This is a genomic window from Maribacter sp. (assembly GCF_049667165.1).
Lineage (GTDB): Bacteria > Bacteroidota > Bacteroidia > Flavobacteriales > Flavobacteriaceae > Maribacter_A.
On sequence record NZ_JBATHS010000125.1, the window covers coordinates 1 to 18,854 of the forward strand.

The following is an 18,854-nucleotide window of genomic DNA, read 5'->3' on the forward strand; positions in this document are numbered from 1 at the left end:
CTCGGCACCTTGGTCGATGACGAGCTGGCACAGACAAATAACAATTTCACGTTCACAGGTTTAAATCCCGGTGATTATATCGCCTATGTAAATACCGATGATGGCTGTTCCTACAGTGAACAAATCACTATTATTGACGAAAATGATCTGGAATTAACCGCACAGATTTCACAGCATATAACCTGTAAGGAAGGGAATATTCAAATGAATTCAAATGGTGGTCAAACACCCCATACCTACGCTATTTGGGAATATGTTGATGAGGCTGGTACAACCATAACATCGTACCCTAGCATAAATGATATTCCACCTTCTGCGTTTCAGACAAGTGTTATTTTCGATATTCTTGAGCCTGGTGATTACACTTTCGTAGTTATCGACAGAAACAGCTGTTATGCGATCTCAAATACCGTGACCATCGAATTTCAACCAGCGGCAGAATTTGATCCAACATCAGTATTAGATGTACAATGTTTCGGTGATTCAACAGGTGTAATACAATTCAACTTGGTTGATTCCCATGGGTATCAACTTACCTTTTACCTATTCGATGGAGTTGGTTTTGATCCAGACAATTATAATCTTGGCAACGCCATAGACTCTAATACATCAGGATATTTTCCTGGATTGGCCTCTGGCAATTACGAAATCGTAATTAACCAAAGAAAGGGAAGTGCTTCCTGTGATTACTTCGAAAACTATACGATTTCTACACCAACAAACGCGCTATCCGCAAATTCTGTGCTTATTGATGATTACACATGTATACAAGACGGAATTATCGAAGCTCAAAACGTGTCTGGAGGTACAGGGCCGTATGCCTACAGTATTGATGGCGTAACATTTATTCCAGATACCACGCCAAATGCCCATAGGTTTGAAAACTTGACCGATGGAACATACACTATTACAGTAAGGGATGCCAATGGTTGTGTATTCCCAACAAGCCCTATTACACTCGACCCCCTTAATGAACCCAGCAACCTGTCTTTTACGTCAACACCGCCCAACTGCCCTTTGCAGACTTCAAACGTAACAGTAACGGTACTAGATGGAAATACGCCTTTTGTTTTTGATATCATTGCACCATCAGCAATCGCAGCCACATCCATTTCTGGAAATACCGCTACTTTTGATAATCTTTCTCCTGACACCTATACTTTTAGGGTAATAGACAACAAAGGATGCGCCTATGAGGAAAGTTATACCATAACCCCAATAGCCCCCATATCCGTTAGTGGTCAATTAGACGATAATATCTCATGCTTTGGTCTATCTGATGGGGCAATTACATTTAACATAGCTGATTTTGCAGCTTCCTATGATTATACCGTTACGGGTCCGATATCCTTCTCTGGTACGGCAGAAACTGCCAATTCGATACCTTTGACAGGGCTTGCGTCAGGGACTTATACGATAATCGTTACTGATACGAACACCAATTGTACGGCCACTACCGATATTACAGTAGCAACACCACCAGCGGCGCTGACTATCTCGAATTTAAGTGTTATAGACCTTAGTTGTTCCGTTTCGGGAACGGTTCCTGGGTCTGTAACGATAACCGCCGTAGACGGTTGGGGTGGATATGAATATGAATTGGAAGATCCATCCGGCGCCTTGGTCGGAGGGCCCCAAAGCTCGAACTCCTTTACGGGTTTAACGGATACTTCCGGAAATTATATCGTAACTGTCCGAGATGCTGGAGGTTGCGAAACAACCGAAACATTCAGCCTTTCCCCAACAGTCGCTCCAGTCTTGTCCGTGACGGCAAATAGTTTATGCTATGACAGTACAACCGGACTAACATTGACTGCCAATGTTACTTCGGGAGGCGTAGCGCCATTTCAATACCGATTAAATGGAGGTGCTTATCAAAGCGATGTTGATTTTACAGGTTTAGGACCTGGTAGCTATACTATTGATGTCATTGATAGTAAAAACTGTACTGCGACAGCCTCTATTGATGTTTTTCCAACGCTGACCGCTGCAGCCACTTTGGTAAAAGATTTGGATTGTAGTATATCCCCAGATGCGGAAATCAGCATTAATATTACTGGGGGAAATCCTGCTTTCAACTATGAGGTAATTCGTGATGGGGCCATAGTTCAAGCCAGCACACCGGTGCCTAGCATCCCATTTTCGTTTTTGACAACGAACGCGGGAACTTATGAATTTATAATCACCGACGCGGAGAGCTGTACAGTGACCACTAACCAAATCGTAGTATCGGACAATGCCTCACCAAGCGTGGTTGAAGTTTTGACCGATCCTTTATGTGCAACGAGCGCGGATGGTGTGGTTGAATTACAAATTTCAGGAGGTCGTGCTCCCTATCAAATCGTTTTTGATGGCAGCGCTCCCTCAACACAGACAGCCTATTCCGGTCTTTCAGATGGGACATACAATTATTCGGTGACCGATGCCAAAGGATGTGTGACCAGCGATAGTGTCACTTTGACAGCCCCTGCTGCATTAATACCGGGAACGATCGATCTGGCTCAGGATTACACCTGTGTCAACCCAACGGCAACCTTACAGGTTATCAACTATTCAGGAGGCACTCCTGGATATACCTTTAGTATTGACGGAGTGAATTTCCAACCAGGTGATACTTTCAACACCAATATTACTGCCGGGACCTATACCATAACGGTCAAGGATCTTAACGGTTGTACGGCCGAAACGCCGGCCATTGTCATTGACCCATTGGATCCACCAACGGACCTTACCTTCAGTGCCTCGGCACTGGTATGCCCTGCTGTTCTTTCCGAAGTGACAGTAACGGTCGTTGACGGGAACGCCCCCTTTGTTTACGAGATCACGGCCCCTGCCTTGGCAACCGCCAATACAACAGGAGCCGCCACCGGTGTGTTTACCGGTTTGGCCCCCGATACCTATACGTTCAAGGTCACTGATGCAAAAGGCTGTGAACTAGAAGAAAGTTACACCGTTGTCGATATCCCAAGGGTTGAGGTCCTTTCACAACTTACCAATAATGTGAGCTGTTTCGGGGACTCGGACGGAGCATTCACTTTTGTCGTAAACGATTTTGCATCTACCTATAGCTATACTGTTGAAAACAGCAGTGCGGTCGTTGTTCAATCGGAAAATAACATCAATAGACTAACGCCAACACCGGTTACGGGATTAGGTGCGGACATCTATACGATAACGATCACCGACGATACCACCAGTTGCACGGCCACGACCACCGCTACGATAAGCAATCCGCCAGCAGCCTTGGATTTCACCTTTGCCAATACCGATGTTACCTGTATACAGAATTCAACGATAACGGTAACCCCGCTCGGTGGATGGGGAGGTTATGAGTATCAACTGGAAAACACCGTTGGTCCCGCCATAGTATACGCATACCAAGGTTCAAACACCTTTTCGGACGTACCTGCAGGTACCTATACTATCTATGTGCGCGATGCAGGGGGTTGTATCGTCGATAAACCGATCACCATAGATCCGGCACAAACACCCTCAATCGCATTTGGACCTTCCGATCTGTGCTATGATGGCACGGACCAAGCTTCCCTTGTAGTGAATGTCACGGATGGTGTAGCGCCTTACGTTTACACGATCAATGGTGGTTCGCAGATTGCAGCTGTCGGGAATCCTTTTACAATATCAGGCCTTGCCCCGGGTACTTACGACATTCAGGTCACCGATGCCTACGGATGTACGTCCAATGTAATTACCGAAACTATTGAACCACAATTGGCGGCGACGGCATTATTGACCCAAGATCTATTGTGTACGGCTAACGCCGATATCGACGTTGCCATAAGTGGAGGATACATCCCTTACACAACTTATCAAGTTCAAGTAGATGGTGGAGGCTATGGGGCTACAACGGCCTTAGTTGGCAGCAGTTTTACCTATAGTGGGGCGTCTGCCGCAGGTACCTATCAATTTCTAATTACCGATTCACAGAATTGTACAGTAGAAACCAATGAAATTGTAATATCACCAACAGTTACCCCCCAAGCCACGCCCGTTGTCACGGACGTCGCCTGCTTCGGTGGGGCAGATGGTTCCGTGCTTATCGATATCGATACCGATTTCGGTACCGCCCCCTATACCATAAGTTTCGATGGCAGTCCGTTTACATCAACAACCACCTATTCCGGCCTAACGGCCAATGCCGCCGGTTATCCGTTCGTGGTAAGGGATGCCAGGGGATGTGAGTTCACAGGAAATGCAATAGTCGGGGAACCATTACAAATACTAGCCAACATGTCTGCTCGTGACGTAACCTGTAACCCAGGGATTGGAAACAACCTTGGTGGAGTGGATGTCACTATAACACAAGGTGGAGTGGCTAATTTTACTTATACCCTTTATGATAGCGCGAACAACATTGTGGTTTTGGGCAGCGGTGATCCGAACCCCACTACTACCGCAAGTACTTCACATTCGTTTGACGGTGTAGATTTTGGTGATTATTATGTCCGCATAGTGGATGCTAATGGCTGCGAAAGTGACCTTGGTTCCGTTAGGGTGCATTCTAACCCATACTTGACTTTAACGGCCAATATTCCACCTCCAGATTGTCCAACAGGTGGGACGGCCATAATAACGGCTTCAGGTGGTTCAGGAAATTATACTTTCTCTATATATAATATAGGAACACCCCCTAACTCCGTAACAACTACTCCTCCAGATACACAAGTAGCAACGTTTAATGGACTCAATCCAGGACAGACCTATATTATAGAGGCAATTGATAATGTCAACTTTTGTACGAGTTATCAAGAAGTGATTATTCCTCCATTATCAGGAATTTCGGTAGTCGTAGATAACACAACTGACATTTCCTGTACCGCTGCAGATGATGGTACAATGACTTTTACAGTAGACAATTACGATATTGGAGTAACCAGTATTGACTATGAAGTCTTGAATGCAATTTCCAACACCCCCGTAGTCGGTCCTGGAACATATGTGGGAACATTAGGTCCTGGACCAGCAGGAGGCCCTCAAAGCTTTTCTGTAACTCAAATTCCACCAGGTGACTATGTTTTATTTGTTGATGAATCAACGTTTCCATCGTGTAGCAATACAACCACGTTTAGGATCCTAGAACCAACGCCTGTTGCCCTCAATCTTGTAAGTCAAGTTGCGGCCAACTGTAATGATGATGCCGAGGTTTCCGTTCGTGCAAGTGGTGGAACCGGACCTTATACCTACGCTTTTGTGGTTGATGGGGCAGGTGCGCCCGGAGTATTCCCAGAGGGATCTACTTTTACATTAAACCCTGCAACAAGTTTGGTCTGGGACGTTTACGCCCAAGATGCCAATGGTTGTATATCACCTGCTTTGGATGTAACGATTACAGAAGATCCAACGCCGGCAATAAGTGTCGTTTTGAACGACCAATGTACCGCTCTAGAGGGGGCGTTCTCCGTGGACATCACCTTGGGTGCCGTTGGATTGCTGCCACATACGATCAGTATCGATGGCGCGGCGCCACAGGCTGCAGGAGGTTTGACCATGGTCGGGAACGTTATGACGATCTCGAACCTGAGTTCGGGCGCCCATACGTTTACCATTTCCGATGCGAACGGATGTAGTGAGACCGAAAATATTACGATCTATCCCCCATTGACCCTGATGGCCAACATAACGGCCCCCGATAATTGCGATCCCGCAAATTCCGGTGAGGTCACCGTTACCGCCAATGGTGGTTCCGGGGCTGGTAACTACAGCTATACACAAACAACCCCGGCAGGACCAACAAATGCCACGGGTATATTTACAGGATTGACACATTCAGTGGCCTATACCTTTGAGGTAGAGGACGTGATCACGAACTGTACGACCCCGGTCACCATAACGTTGCCGGCCCCTGTGGTCCCAACATTCACATTGGAAAAAACAGATGTTGCTTGTTTCGGTGGAAGTGACGGTACGATCACCGTGAACCTGATTGCTGGAAATATCGACACCCCATACCTCTATAGTCTTGATGGTGGGACAACGACACAACCATCCAATGTGTTTACCGGACTTACCCAAAACGCTTATAACGTAACGGTCATTTCCGCCAAAGGATGTGAGGATACATTGCCTATCACCATAAATGAACCGACCCTGTTGGACATTACCGCCTCGGCCTCGGCCTTCAGCTGTGATGATCCGGCAAGTACGATAACCGTTTCGATAAATGACGCTACCCCAGGGAATCCTTCGGGAACCGGACCGTATGTGTTCAGTTTCGATAATGGTGCCACTTTCCAACCTGGAAATACGGCAACTACCGCCACGTACCAAGTTCCTTTCGGCTCACCGGATGTGAACGTGGTCGTTCGGGACGCCAACGGTTGTTCGGATACCGAAATCGTTCCTGTTCCGATCATGCAGGAAGTTACGGCCGTTGTAAACAGGACATCCGCTCCCATCGATTGTGTCAACGGACAGGAGATAATAGAAATAGTCCCCTCGAACGGTTCGGGCACATACGCCTATACCGAATTGCCGAGTGGCAACGTTGTGGCAGACCCGACCAATATCGTGTTGACCATGCCCGGAACCTATATTTATGAAATCACGGACACCGTTACCAACTGTTCGGTCATTGTCGAGCATGTTATAGCCCCTTATGACCTTATGGATGTTACCGCTGCCGTAATCACGGATGCTACTTGTAGCGACAGCGCGGACGGAACGATCGAAGTTACCGTTTCAGGATATACGGGTACGTTCAATTACCAGGTATTAAACAATACGGGTGCTTTCGTGGCAGGGGCCGCAGGTTCCGACAACGCCGCTACGGACCCATACACGTTCAATGTGGCCGCAACATTGCCCGCGGGAACCTATTCGGTGCAGATTACCGAAACGGCATTCCCCGAATGTGTCGGCACTTCGAACAACGTGACCATCGATGCCCCGGAACCATTGGCTTTGACCTTGATCAGCAATGTGAACGCGAACTGTAATGAAGCGAACGCAATCGTTACGGTACAGGCCACAGGAGGGACAGGACCATACAATTACGGTGCTTCCATAAGTGGGGCCGGTAATCCAGGGGTATATCCATATGACAATACCGTGGAACTGGATCCGGTTACAAGCCTGAACTGGGATATCTATGTCCAGGATGCGAATGGATGCCTGATCGCAACCCCATTGGCCATAACCATAGATACGGATACCTCTCCGGACATCTCCTTGGCCCTAGATGATGAATGCGCCAGTGAAGGTAGTTTCGGAATTACAGTTTCCTTGGATGCCATCAATACCGGTGTGGCGCCATACACCATACGTTTAAATGGAGGCGCTTTCCAAAGTATTGCAAGCTACCCATATACTTATACAGGTCTTGCAGCGGGAGCCCATACCATCGAAATAAGGGATGCGAATGGCTGTACTGATGTTGAAAACATAACTATTGAACCCGAATTGACAGCAAGTGCCGTTGTTTTGACACAACCTACATGTTTGGCAAATGATGGCGTAATTGAATTTACGGTCAATGGTGGTTCTGGTGCCAATACGGTCGAATTGCTGCGCTCTGACTTAACTCCAACCGGTATCCTACCAACTGGAAACCAATTCCTTGGGGTAGCCTTTGGTGACTATATCGTTAGGATAACCGATACTACCTTGGGAACTCCTAATTGTAGTATTGCTATTCCAATATCGCTGGAAGAAGCGACACCTGTAACCTTGTTGGCTACGGATTGGACCGATGTACGTTGTTTTGGAGGCTCCGATGGTACCATTACCATCAATATGGCTCCAACAGCAACAGGCGTCAATGATAATCCGCCTTATTCCTACGAAATTACAGACGGTACGTCGACATGGACCCAAAGTACAAACCTATTTACTGGGCTTCCTTTTGGAACCTACGATATTACCGTGACCTCAAATAGAAATTGTGTGGCCACCGATCAAGTATCCATCGACCAACCGCTTGCGTTGGTTGCCAATATCACCAATGTTGTTCCTTTTGCATGCGATATCAACAACGCTAGGCAATTGGCCAGTATCGAAGTGACCATCACTACAGGAACGGGTACTACCGACTACTACTATAGTGTTAATGGTAGTGCATTCTTACCAACAGGCGGGGATGTGTTTACTTATGAAACCACAGTGGCCGGCAATTATGATATCGTTGTTCGGGATGCGAATGGCTGTACCGTGAACTTACCAACACAACCAATCGATCCGTTGAATACGTTTACGGCGACGGTCATACAGGACGCGGCCGTAAACTGCACAACTGGTGTTGAGCAAATCACCATTTCGGTGGTCGAGACCGCAGCACCAGGGGATGTGTACACTTTTGAACTTTTGCCGTTAGGCAATGCAACAGGAACGCAAACAGCAAGTACGAGCACTAGTGCATCCTATGATCTTTCCGCAGTAGGAAGTTATACGTTCAGGGTGACCAATTCTACCACAGGTTGTTATGTGGATACCTTGCCTTATGAAATTGCGCCTTATGATCTGATCGAGGTGACGGCTGTTGCTATAGATCCCGTAGTTTGTTTTGGGGATGGAAACGGTTCTATTGAAGTTACCGTAAGTGGATATACGGGTACCTATGATTATGAGGTGTTTACTCAGGGCGGAACCAGTGTTCAAAACGGATCTGGGAACGCAACCTCAGACCCCTACCAGTTCCCTGTACCTGGATTATCAGGAGGAAACTATTATATAAGGGTTACAGAAACTGCAACACCTTTCTGTTTCGACGATACCAATATGGTGACTATTCTATCACCGGACATGCCATTAGCAGAACTTACAACCGTTCTTGGTGCAGTAGAATGCACAAATGATCAAGGTGAACTAAGGGTAAATCCAACAGGTGGTATTGCTCCTTATGACATAACGGTGACCAATACAGTGACAGGTGATGTTACGGATACCTTGATTGATGTATCCAGTGCGGTCTTCTCGGGCTTATCAGCAGGTGACTATAGCGTTACCGTTGTTGATGCGGGAGGATGTTCCATCACGAACAACTATCCAAATCTTTTGGTGATGCCAATTGCGGTTACAGCAAATGCTATTCCTTTGAATACTGCCTTAAGCTGTTATGGTGATACTACTGGAAACGTATCTGCGACCAACGTCGTTAATGGCAGTGGTTCTTATGAATATCAATTGAATTATTACGATGCTTCTGGCGCTACTATTACCTTTACGACCGGACAGCAAACCAGTCCTGATTTTACTAATCTAGGAGCGGGAATCTATAGTATTACGGTTTCTGACGGTTGGAATTGTGATGTGGAAACCAATCAGGTGACCATCACCGAACCTACGTTAATTGAAGCCACGTTGTTACGTACGGATCCTTTAACCTGTATGACTGGTGTTGAGTTTGAACTTAGTGCGACTGGTGGTAGCGGAACCTACGAATATAGCTTGGATAATATTACATTTAATCCAATGACCAGCAACCCAATGCCATTGCCAGCGACAGGTACGCTTGGGGCAGGTACGCATCAATACTTTGTTCGTGATTTAGGTGGGGCTTGTGCTTCAGTTGCATCAAATGCGATTACTGAAAATGACATTGCTCCGCTAACATTGACCGTTGACACTTCGGCTGCTATTATTAATTGCAATGGTGAAGCCACAGCTATTATATATGCCAGTGCTAATGGTGGTCTAGGTAATTATCAGTATGCATTGTATACCGATGCCGCATTAACCCTTGCGTCGCGTATTGCAGGGCCTCAAAGTTTAGGTGAGTTTGCTGGTTTACCAGCAGGCACGTACTATGTAAACGTGACCAGTGAGGACTGCACAGCTCCTGCCGAAGAGGTAATAATTACAGAGCCTACGCCTTTGACTTATACTGAGGATGTTATTGATGCTACTTGTTTTGGCGATACCAACGGCAGTATTACGGTTACGTTATCAGGAGGGTCTGGTGGATACCAATATGCTATTTCGCCCAATCTGAATCAATTTGATACCTTGAATACCTTTACCGATTTAGCGCCCGGTGATTATACGGTCATTGCACAGGATGTGAACGGATGTTTCGAAATCTTGGAATATACCATTGGTCAACCTGACATGATACAAATATCAGCCTCCTCAACCCCGGAGATTTGTGCCGGTGAAGAGAATGGAACCATTACAGTATCAATTTCGGGAGGTACCGCCCCATATAGTACAAGTCTGAATGACAAATCGAACTTTGTACAAGACCAATTTGATTTCACGGATATGGCGGCAGGTAGTTATCTATTGTTTGTACGGGATGCCAACGGTTGTGAGGACAATATCATAGTAGAGGTTGCCCCAGGCGAAAATATCAATGCCACTGTGGAACCAGTTTATGAATGTATGGGTGACACCCCTACCAATTACATTCTAGTAACTTTGGAGGATCCATCAGTTTCAGGTGATGTTATGTATGCTTTGGATTCTACTGATCCTACCGATATGCAGTTGACTCCAGATTTTGCGAACATTTCCGCGGGTATGCACTCACTGACCATTGTACATTCAAATGGTTGTTTAAATCAAATAGATTTTGAAATACAAGGGTTTGAACCTTTGACCTTGGAATTGCAGAATATCAATATCAATGAGATTACGGCAATTGCTACAGGCGGAAGTGGTGAATATACTTTCTATTTTGATGGAGATGATAACGGAGATGACAATACTTACTTCATTAACAGGACCGATACCTTTGAAGTTAGGGTAGTTGATGAATTAGGATGTGAAGTGATTGCTTCCATAGCAATGGAGTTCATCGATATAGAAATTCCGAATTTCTTTACCCCAGATGGGGATGGGCAAAATGATACTTGGATACCCCGAAATTTAGAAGGCTTCCCTGAAATACTAATTATTATTTACGATCGTTATGGTAGAGTGGTAGAGGATAATGTTGTAAACACAATGGGATGGGATGGTACATACCATGGGACCGAACTACCTACGGGAGATTACTGGTACGTAATCAAACTAAATGGAGAAAATGATGATCGGGAATTCGTAGGTCATTTTACCTTATATCGCTAAACTTAACCTAAAACGATAATGCGCAATAAATTATTGACATTCCTGCTTTTTGTGAGTGCTTTGGCCGCAAATGGACAAGAGCTTACCATACCCCAACTCTCACAATATTTGGCAGACAATCCCTTTGTGATGTCGCCAACCTACGCGGGCATCGGGGACCATGTGAAAATTCGTGTAAACGGACTTACACAATGGGTGGGTATAGAAGATGCTCCCGACACCCAGTCCTTAGCTGCCGATATGCGGATAGGTGAAAGATCCGGGATAGGTGCTTTGTTATACAATGATAGTAATGGGGAAACCAAACAAAGGGGGGCGAGATTATCGTTTGCCCACCATTTGACATTGGATAGGTACGACGATGAATTCCTATCGTTTGGTTTATCATACAACTTCAATCAATTTCGAATAGATATTGAGAATTTTGATGCGCTCGATCCCAGTGTTACCGACGATAGGGCGACCACAAACCATAACTTTGATGTGGGGGTCATGTACCGTTTTGATAAATTCTACTTTAGTTTGAATGCATCGAATATTCTGAATAAGGACTTGACCAAGTTCAATCCTGTGTTCGAGCCCAATACATTGCGGAACTACTATGCGTATACCGGCTATCGATATACCAAGAACAAAAACAGTAAGATGGAGATCGAACCATCCGTTTTCTTCCAGCTATTTGAAAGTGATGGTAGGTCGGTTACTGATTTGAACGTAAAATTCAGATGGTATGAATTTGAGGATTATTATTATATCGGGGCGACCTATCGCTTTTTGAACGATCAGGTAGGTGACCCACTCTATATTGCACCGATAGCGGGGCTTAAGAAGAATAATTTTTACTTCGGATATTCCTATCAGATCATACTTAATGAGATCTTGGGCTATAGTTCGGGTACCCATGTCATAACATTGGGGGTTGATCTTTTCCAAGGGATCAGCAATTGTAGGTGTACTTACTGAGAAAATAGAAATGTATTTCATAGATCGAATTCACTACAATTTAGCCCTCCAAAGTCATAGGATTGGCTTAATTTTGTGTCATTAAAACGAATTTGTGGGAGTTATAAAATTAACGAATATCAGGGCACATGCCCGTCACGGGTGTCTGACCGAGGAGAGTATCATTGGAAGTGAATATCGCGTGGATATTTCATTGGAATCCGACCTCTCGAAAGCTTCGGTTTCCGATCAACTTTCTGATACGGTGGATTACGTTCTCGTAAATATGATCGTCAAGGAAGAAATGAACATTCCTTCAAAACTTTTGGAACATGTGGCACAACGAATTATAAATCGCATTTTCAAAGAAATAAAAATCGTGAATAAGGCCGAAATATCGGTATCTAAAATAAACCCACCTATTGGGGGTGATGTTGAGCGTGTTTCGATAATTCTCAATAAAACTAGATGATGTGCAAAAGGATTGTCTTTTTATTTTTTTAATTTTGCCTTAACTCGGCATTGTGGTCGAAATGGATAGACGAAGTCCCGCAAGGACTTTTATAGTGGTTCGAGTCCACTCGATGCCTCAAGAACGTATCTCAAAAAGGGATTTTTTTATTTGAACGGCGTATCGTCATGAATATATTAAAATCGATTTTTGTGAAATAATACGATTTAGATTTTGTAATTTTGCACCTTTAAAAAACGGCATCGTGGCCGAGTGGCTAGGCGCAGCTCTGCAAAAGCTTGTACAACGGTTCGAATCCGTTCGATGCCTCAAAAACCTCCTAATGATAGGGGGTTTTTTGTTTTAGTCAGTTATGGGCATCACTCCCTTATATGTTCTATTTGTTCAATCCCTTTTTCAATATTGAATTTATCCTTTGGTAGAAACCCTTTGGTAATCAATACCAAACCGCAAATTATCAGGATTATGCCCAACCCCTTTTTCACTTGGGAAATTCGTTTATAAGTAAGTTTTCGCTTTAATTGTTTCGCTAATAATATTTTAAAAATATCAGTGGTTAAATAGGCTGTAAGCATTGTTGCAAAGAAAACAATAATGCGGTTGGGATCATTGTTCAAACTGGGTCCGACCACTATTATGATACCCAGCCAGAATACCAGAACACCGATATTGATGAAATTCAATAAAAACCCTTTGATGAATAAACTTAGATACCCATTTTTTTTGGTTCTTAAAGCTGGTTTATCCTTTTTAATCTCGGTTTTGAAATAGGTGGTGATGCCATAAACCAATAATATGACTCCGCCAAAAACATATAGTCCCGGTTGGTTACTCAGATTTTCCAACAATTGAAAGCTACTGAAATAGGCTACGGTCAAAAAAATCATATCGGCCAAAATGACCCCTAAGTCAAATACCAAGGCGGCCCTAAACCCTTTTACCGCACTGGTCTCCAGAAGTACAAAAAAAACAGGACCAATCATAAAGCTCAATAAAAAGCCTAATGGAATTGCTGCCTGAATATCGTCTAACATGAGTGCCTTTACATTCTTTTTATGATACCGCCAAATACGGTTTTTTCCTCCATCTTCCCGGGATTACCATAAACCAATACCTCACCCCCCGCTTTTACCGATGCCTTTACGTAATCGGTGGCATAAATCTCAGCCTTTGATCCTGCATTGACATTAATGGTTGAAAATTTGGTGAATAGGTTTTTCCCTTCATAAATGCCGCCCGTGTTGATGGCCACATCTTGTAGATCCGCCCTTCCAGAACTCTTTATAACCCCCCCGGTAACCGCTTTTATCAACAGTTGTTCCACTTCCGCATTGATTTCCAGTTCACCTCCTTCTTGTGCCTTCAGTTCCAATACATCTTGTTTTATAGGCTCTTTTGAAGTAATCCGTGCATCTTCATTGACATCTATAACCACCAATTTATCGGTATAATATAAATCGACGAATGTTCTATAGCCACTGAAAATCTTGGTGATTTGCATGCGTATCTTCAATACGCCCTCGTTATTCACGATAACCACATTGTTCGTATTGGCACCGGTTACTATAGCTTTGTTCTCAGAGGACTTTATTAAGTTAATGGACAAACCATCAAAAGCCTTCAATTCTGAAAAAGGTTGTATATCTTGGGTAATTTTATCGTCTTGGGCGATCATTGTCTGACAAACAAACAAGAGCACCACAAGCCCAACCAAATTTTTCATTGTTTCAGTTTTTAGGTATTTTCTTACTAACTTAAACAAAATCTATTCCAAAAAACGATTTTACTCGTTCTTTCCGATGAGTGAAAAGTCAAGATGGCGTTTAATAAGATCGGTACTTTTTACCATAACAACCACCTCATCTCCTAATTGATATGTTTTCTTGGTCCGTTCACCAATAATGGCGTACTCCTTTTCATCAAAGATATAATAATCACCTTTTATATCCCGTATACGAACCATGCCTTCACATTTATTCTCAATAATTTCAACATAAATACCCCATTCGGTGACCCCAGAGATAACCCCAATGAACTCTTGGTCTTGATGGTCCTGCATGAACTTTATCTGCATGTATTTTATGGAATCCCTTTCTGCATTGGCGGCCAAACCTTCCATATCAGAGGAATGTTTGCATTTATCCTCATAAATTTCTTCCTTGGGCGATTGGCCATTATCCAGATAATGTTGCAGCAATCGATGTACCATGACATCGGGATACCTCCGTATTGGTGAGGTAAAATGGGTATAATAATCAAAGGCCAAACCGTAATGTCCTATATTTTCAGTGGTATATATAGCTTTACTCATACTACGTATGGCCAGGGTATCTACCAAGTTCTGTTCTTTTTTACCTTTAACATCCTCCAAAAGCTGGTTTAGGGATGCACTAATGGATTTTTTATCCTTAAAGTCAATCTTATGGCCAAACCTTGAAATAATGGAATTCAGGGCTATTAATTTATCCTCATCGGGGTTGTCATGTACACGATATACAAAAGTTTTTTTAGGTTTTTGCTTTCCAATGAATTCAGCCACTTTTCGATTGGCCAACAACATAAATTCCTCTATCAGTTTATTGGCATCCTTGGCCTCTTTAAAATAAACACTTTCGGGCTCATTTTTATCATTCAGATTAAAACGAACCTCAACTTTATCAAAAGAAATGGCCCCTTGCTCCATTCTTTTGGATCGCATGATCTTCGCTAATTTATTCAATGTTAAGGTGGCTTTCACCACCTCATTGGATACCGTAAAAGCCTCACCTCTGATCGATATGTCATTGGGAATATGACCATTTCCATTCTCTATAATATACTGTGCTTCTTCATAGGCAAAACGTTCGTTGGAATCGATTACCGTTCTGCCAAACCATTGGTCTCTTAACTGTGCCTTGTCATCCAATTCAAATATGGCCGAAAAGGTATATTTTTCCTCATTCGGACGCAATGAACAGGCATTATTTGATAAGACTTCCGGTAACATGGGCACCACACGATCTACTAGATATACCGAGGTTGCCCTATCATAGGCCTGTTCATCCAAAATAGTGTCCGGCTCTAGGTAATGTGAGACATCGGCAATATGAATCCCTATTTCATAATTTCCATTTTCAAGGATTCTAAAAGAAAGGGCATCATCGAAATCCTTGGCGTCCTTGGGATCGATAGTAAAGGTCAGTACCTCTCTCATATCCTTCCTTTTATTGATTTCCTCAGATTTTATTGAGGTATCCAATGTATTGGCATATTGTTCTACTTCATACGGAAACTCATACGGCAAACCATATTCCGCTAAAATGGAATGTATTTCAGTCTGATGCTCTCCAGGTTTGCCCAATACATCGGTAATTCTTCCAAACGGGGAATCCGCATTATCAGGCCATTCGGTAAACTCAACGACTACCTTATCCCCATTTTCTGCACCATTGATCTTATCTTTTGGTACGAATATATCGGTGTACATTCTAAAATCGGAAGGCCTTACGAAAGCGAAGGTCTTTTGCATATCGACAATACCTACAAAGGAGGTTTTTTTTCTTTCAATGACCCGGGTAATCTCTCCCTCTAATTTTTTTCCTTTTCTTCTGGGAAAAATATAGACCTCTACGGTATCTTTATGAAATGCTTTCTTTAATTTGTTGAAAGGAACGAAAATATCATCATCGATTCCATCGACGACAATATAGGCATTGCCTCTTCCGGTGATATCAACAGTTCCAGTGTGGTATGTTTTTGTTGAGGGAATGGCCTTGAAATGTCCTCTGGTTTCTTCCAATATCCTCTTCTTCTCTTTGAGTTCGGTAAGTCTTTTGATTAACTGATTACGCTCGTTCGCATCGATTACACCTATTTTTGCGGCTATTTGCTTATATGTAAAGCTATTCTTAGGTTCTTTTTCAAGTACAGTAAAAATCCCTTTCGTTATTTCGTTTGTTCTATGGTTTTTAGTTTTCTTTTTATTCTTTGACATTAAAATTTTATTTGGTTGGAAAATTACAAATTATAATCCATTACCTATATCATTATAGGGTTCCTTAAGTTTTATTTCACACTCTAATAGGTTATTAACATTTATATCATATTATTATTTTTCCTTTTATAATTTAAAAAACAAATGATGTCTATGATGGCATGTTGATAGTGGTTATAAAAAAATAAAGGAAAATCACTTTTATACAACTAAACTAGTTTATCTACATTTTATCATTTCCTTTTTATGGTATCAATCAGTGAATTAGCTTTTTTATCAACCATGATCGATAACCTATTTCAACATACTTTTTTTAATAAGTTTTGGTAAATTTATTGTTAACTACTAAAGGAATTGACTTGATATCTTGATGTTATTTTTTTAGAAGTAAATTCTTTTCTTATCCTATTGTTTCGTACAACAAAAACGAATGGTAAATACAAAATTTAAATACCATTATTTTCAAGTTATTTGTAAACAACTTAACAAGAGAAACGGGAGAGTTAATAACAATGAATAAAACTTCATCTTATAGGAGAACGTCTTAATCTTTCGATTGTTGTGAATGGTAATGTATTTGTACATTTGTAGTGAACACACTCTTACGACCATGAAGATTTCAATAGGTAACGACCATGCGGGGACTGAATATAAATTAGCTATAATAGGTCTTTTAAAATCATTAAACATTGAGGTTGTCAATTACGGCACTGATGGCACCGATAGTGTTGATTACCCAGATTTTATACATCCTGTCGCCAAGGATGTTGAAGAAGAAAAAGCCGACTATGGTATTATTATTTGCGGTAGTGGCAATGGTGCTTCAATGACTGCGAATAAACACCAAAAGGTGCGATGTGCCCTGTGTTGGAACAAGGAGATTGTTCAATTGGCACGCGAACATAATGACGCTAATATTTTAAGTTTACCCGCACGTTATATTTCCTTGCCACAAGCTTTGGAAATGGTCAAGGTATTTTTGGCAACCGCGTTCGAGGGTGGTAGGCATGAACGGCGTATAGAAAAGATACCATGTAATTAATACGTTTTTTTGCGCTGAAACAGATGCCTTAACCCATCTTACCTTGTATTGACCTTATGGCACATAATCACCATCATTCCCACTCCCATACCGACTTAAAAGGCAAAAATTTAATTATATCCATACTTCTTAATATTCTCATTACTGTTTCCCAAGTAATCGGGGGATTGGTTTCCGGAAGTTTAGCACTGTTATCGGATGCACTACATAATTTCAGTGATGTACTATCATTGATCATTAGTTACGTTGCGACAGTCCTTTCTAAAAAGAAAGCCTCGAGCAATAAGACCTTTGGTTACAAGCGCGCCGAAATCATTGCTGCTTTTGTCAATGCGGCCACTTTGATCGTGGTGGCAATTATTTTGATAAAGGAAGCCATTGAGCGATTTATAGAACCTATGGAGATTGAATCGAACTTGGTTATCTGGTTATCAATTCTTGGGATAGCAGCAAATGGTTTTAGTGTTTTATTATTAAAAAAGGATGCAGGGCGTAATATGAATATGAAATCCGCCTATCTTCATTTAATGACGGATATGATGGCCTCCGTTGCTGTATTGGTTGGCGGTCTATTGATGAAATTCTTTCAAATGTACTGGGTCGATGCCACTTTGACCTTGGTGATTGCCCTGTATCTGATTTATATGGGGTATGATCTTTTAAAGGAATCCACAAGGGTTCTTATGTTGTTTACCCCTAACACTATACAAGTTCAAAATATTGTTGAGACCATAAGTAAGATCGACTCCATTAAAAATGTACATCATGTACATATTTGGCAATTGAATGAAGATGAAATTCATCTTGAGGCCCATATCGACTTTCTCAAGGATATAAAACTTTCCGAATTCGATGTAATTCTTGACCAAATAGAGGAGGAGGTCTTTCATAAATTCGGGATAAACCACGTCAACATTCAGCCGGAATTCGGTAAGTGTGATGTTAAGCATATTATTGTACAGGATTGAAGATGGATGTTACCATAAAGGAATTTAAGGCGCTTACGTTAGAGGAGCTATATGGTATACTCCAGCTTCGTTCTGAAGTGTTCGTCGTTGAACAAGACTGTGTATATCAAGATCTTGATGGAAATGATCAAAAAGCGTTACATGTTATTGGTTTTAAAAATGATAAGATAATTGCATATACACGAATATTCAAACCAGGGGATTATTTCGAGGAAGCCAGTATAGGTAGGGTAGTTGTAAGCCCTTCTACCAGGAAAGAGGGTTGTGGTGTTGAAATTATGAAGGCCTCGATTCAGGCGGTAAAAGAAAAGTACAATGAAACTACAATGCGTATATCTGCGCAAAAATACCTTTTGAAGTTTTACAACGCACTTGGGTTTGTGCAGGATGGTGAGGAATATTTAGAAGACGGAATTCCGCATGTGGCCATGTTAAAAA

Annotated in this window: 9 protein-coding genes and 1 tRNA gene; 7 read left to right on the forward strand and 3 right to left on the reverse strand. The window is 42.5% G+C overall.

Annotated features, from left to right (window positions below; genetic code table 11):
- The first annotated feature begins 9 nt into the window (after positions 1-9).
- The 4 genes from WBM98_RS06355 to WBM98_RS06370 all read left to right on the forward strand — a co-directional run bounded on the left by WBM98_RS06355 (position 10) and on the right by WBM98_RS06370 (position 12,742).
- Entirely contained in the window at positions 10-11,019 is an 11,010-nt protein-coding gene (locus WBM98_RS06355) for a T9SS type B sorting domain-containing protein (RefSeq protein WP_424365189.1), read from the forward strand.
- Between the two features lie 18 nt (positions 11,020-11,037).
- Complete coding sequence (locus WBM98_RS06360) at positions 11,038-11,982, forward strand: PorP/SprF family type IX secretion system membrane protein (RefSeq protein WP_424365190.1); 945 nt, start codon at positions 11,038-11,040, stop codon at positions 11,980-11,982.
- A gap of 94 nt (positions 11,983-12,076) precedes the next feature.
- Positions 12,077-12,433 carry a dihydroneopterin aldolase gene (gene folB, locus WBM98_RS06365; RefSeq protein WP_424365191.1) on the forward strand — a complete coding sequence of 119 codons (357 nt, stop codon included), beginning with the start codon at positions 12,077-12,079 and terminating at the stop codon, positions 12,431-12,433.
- Between the two features lie 238 nt (positions 12,434-12,671).
- Positions 12,672-12,742 (forward strand) — tRNA-Cys (locus WBM98_RS06370).
- Between the two features lie 50 nt (positions 12,743-12,792).
- On the opposite strand, the gene WBM98_RS06375 is transcribed toward WBM98_RS06370, so the two are convergent.
- The 3 genes from WBM98_RS06375 to rnr are packed head-to-tail and all read right to left on the reverse strand — an operon-like array spanning position 12,793 to position 16,406.
- A complete protein-coding gene (locus tag WBM98_RS06375; protein WP_424365192.1) occupies positions 12,793-13,467 on the reverse strand; it encodes a LysE family translocator in 675 nt (224 codons plus the stop codon).
- Positions 13,468-13,475: 8 nt separating this feature from the next.
- Complete coding sequence (locus WBM98_RS06380; RefSeq protein ID WP_424365193.1) at positions 13,476-14,156, reverse strand: head GIN domain-containing protein; 681 nt, start codon at positions 14,154-14,156, stop codon at positions 13,476-13,478.
- Between the two features lie 60 nt (positions 14,157-14,216).
- Positions 14,217-16,406 (reverse strand): ribonuclease R, encoded by a 2,190-nt coding sequence (gene rnr, locus WBM98_RS06385; protein WP_424365194.1) that lies wholly within the window; start codon positions 16,404-16,406, stop codon positions 14,217-14,219.
- A 610-nt stretch (positions 16,407-17,016) separates the two neighbouring features.
- Here rnr and rpiB point away from each other — a divergent pair.
- The 3 genes from rpiB to WBM98_RS06400 all read left to right on the forward strand — a co-directional run.
- Positions 17,017-17,448: a ribose 5-phosphate isomerase B gene (gene rpiB / locus WBM98_RS06390; protein WP_424365195.1), complete on the forward strand. Its 432-nt coding sequence runs from the start codon at positions 17,017-17,019 to the stop codon at positions 17,446-17,448.
- Positions 17,449-17,504: 56 nt separating this feature from the next.
- Positions 17,505-18,416 (forward strand): cation diffusion facilitator family transporter, encoded by a 912-nt coding sequence (locus WBM98_RS06395; RefSeq protein WP_424365196.1) that lies wholly within the window; start codon positions 17,505-17,507, stop codon positions 18,414-18,416.
- 2 nt (positions 18,417-18,418) lie between these two features.
- The coding region (locus WBM98_RS06400) for a GNAT family N-acetyltransferase (RefSeq protein ID WP_424365197.1) at positions 18,419-18,854 on the forward strand (436 nt) is incomplete at its 3' end.

Excerpts from the sequence above, each read along its gene's own strand:
- WBM98_RS06360 (WP_424365190.1), top strand. The coding sequence starts at position 11,038 with ATGCGCAATAAATTATTGACATTCCTGCTTTTTGTGAGTGCTTTGGCC.
- WBM98_RS06375 (WP_424365192.1), bottom strand. The coding sequence starts at position 13,467 with ATGTTAGACGATATTCAGGCAGCAATTCCATTAGGCTTTTTATTGAGC.
- WBM98_RS06380 (WP_424365193.1), bottom strand. The coding sequence starts at position 14,156 with ATGAAAAATTTGGTTGGGCTTGTGGTGCTCTTGTTTGTTTGTCAGACA.
- rnr (WP_424365194.1), bottom strand. The coding sequence starts at position 16,406 with ATGTCAAAGAATAAAAAGAAAACTAAAAACCATAGAACAAACGAAATA.
- rpiB (WP_424365195.1), top strand. The coding sequence starts at position 17,017 with ATGAAGATTTCAATAGGTAACGACCATGCGGGGACTGAATATAAATTA.
- WBM98_RS06395 (WP_424365196.1), top strand. The coding sequence starts at position 17,505 with ATGGCACATAATCACCATCATTCCCACTCCCATACCGACTTAAAAGGC.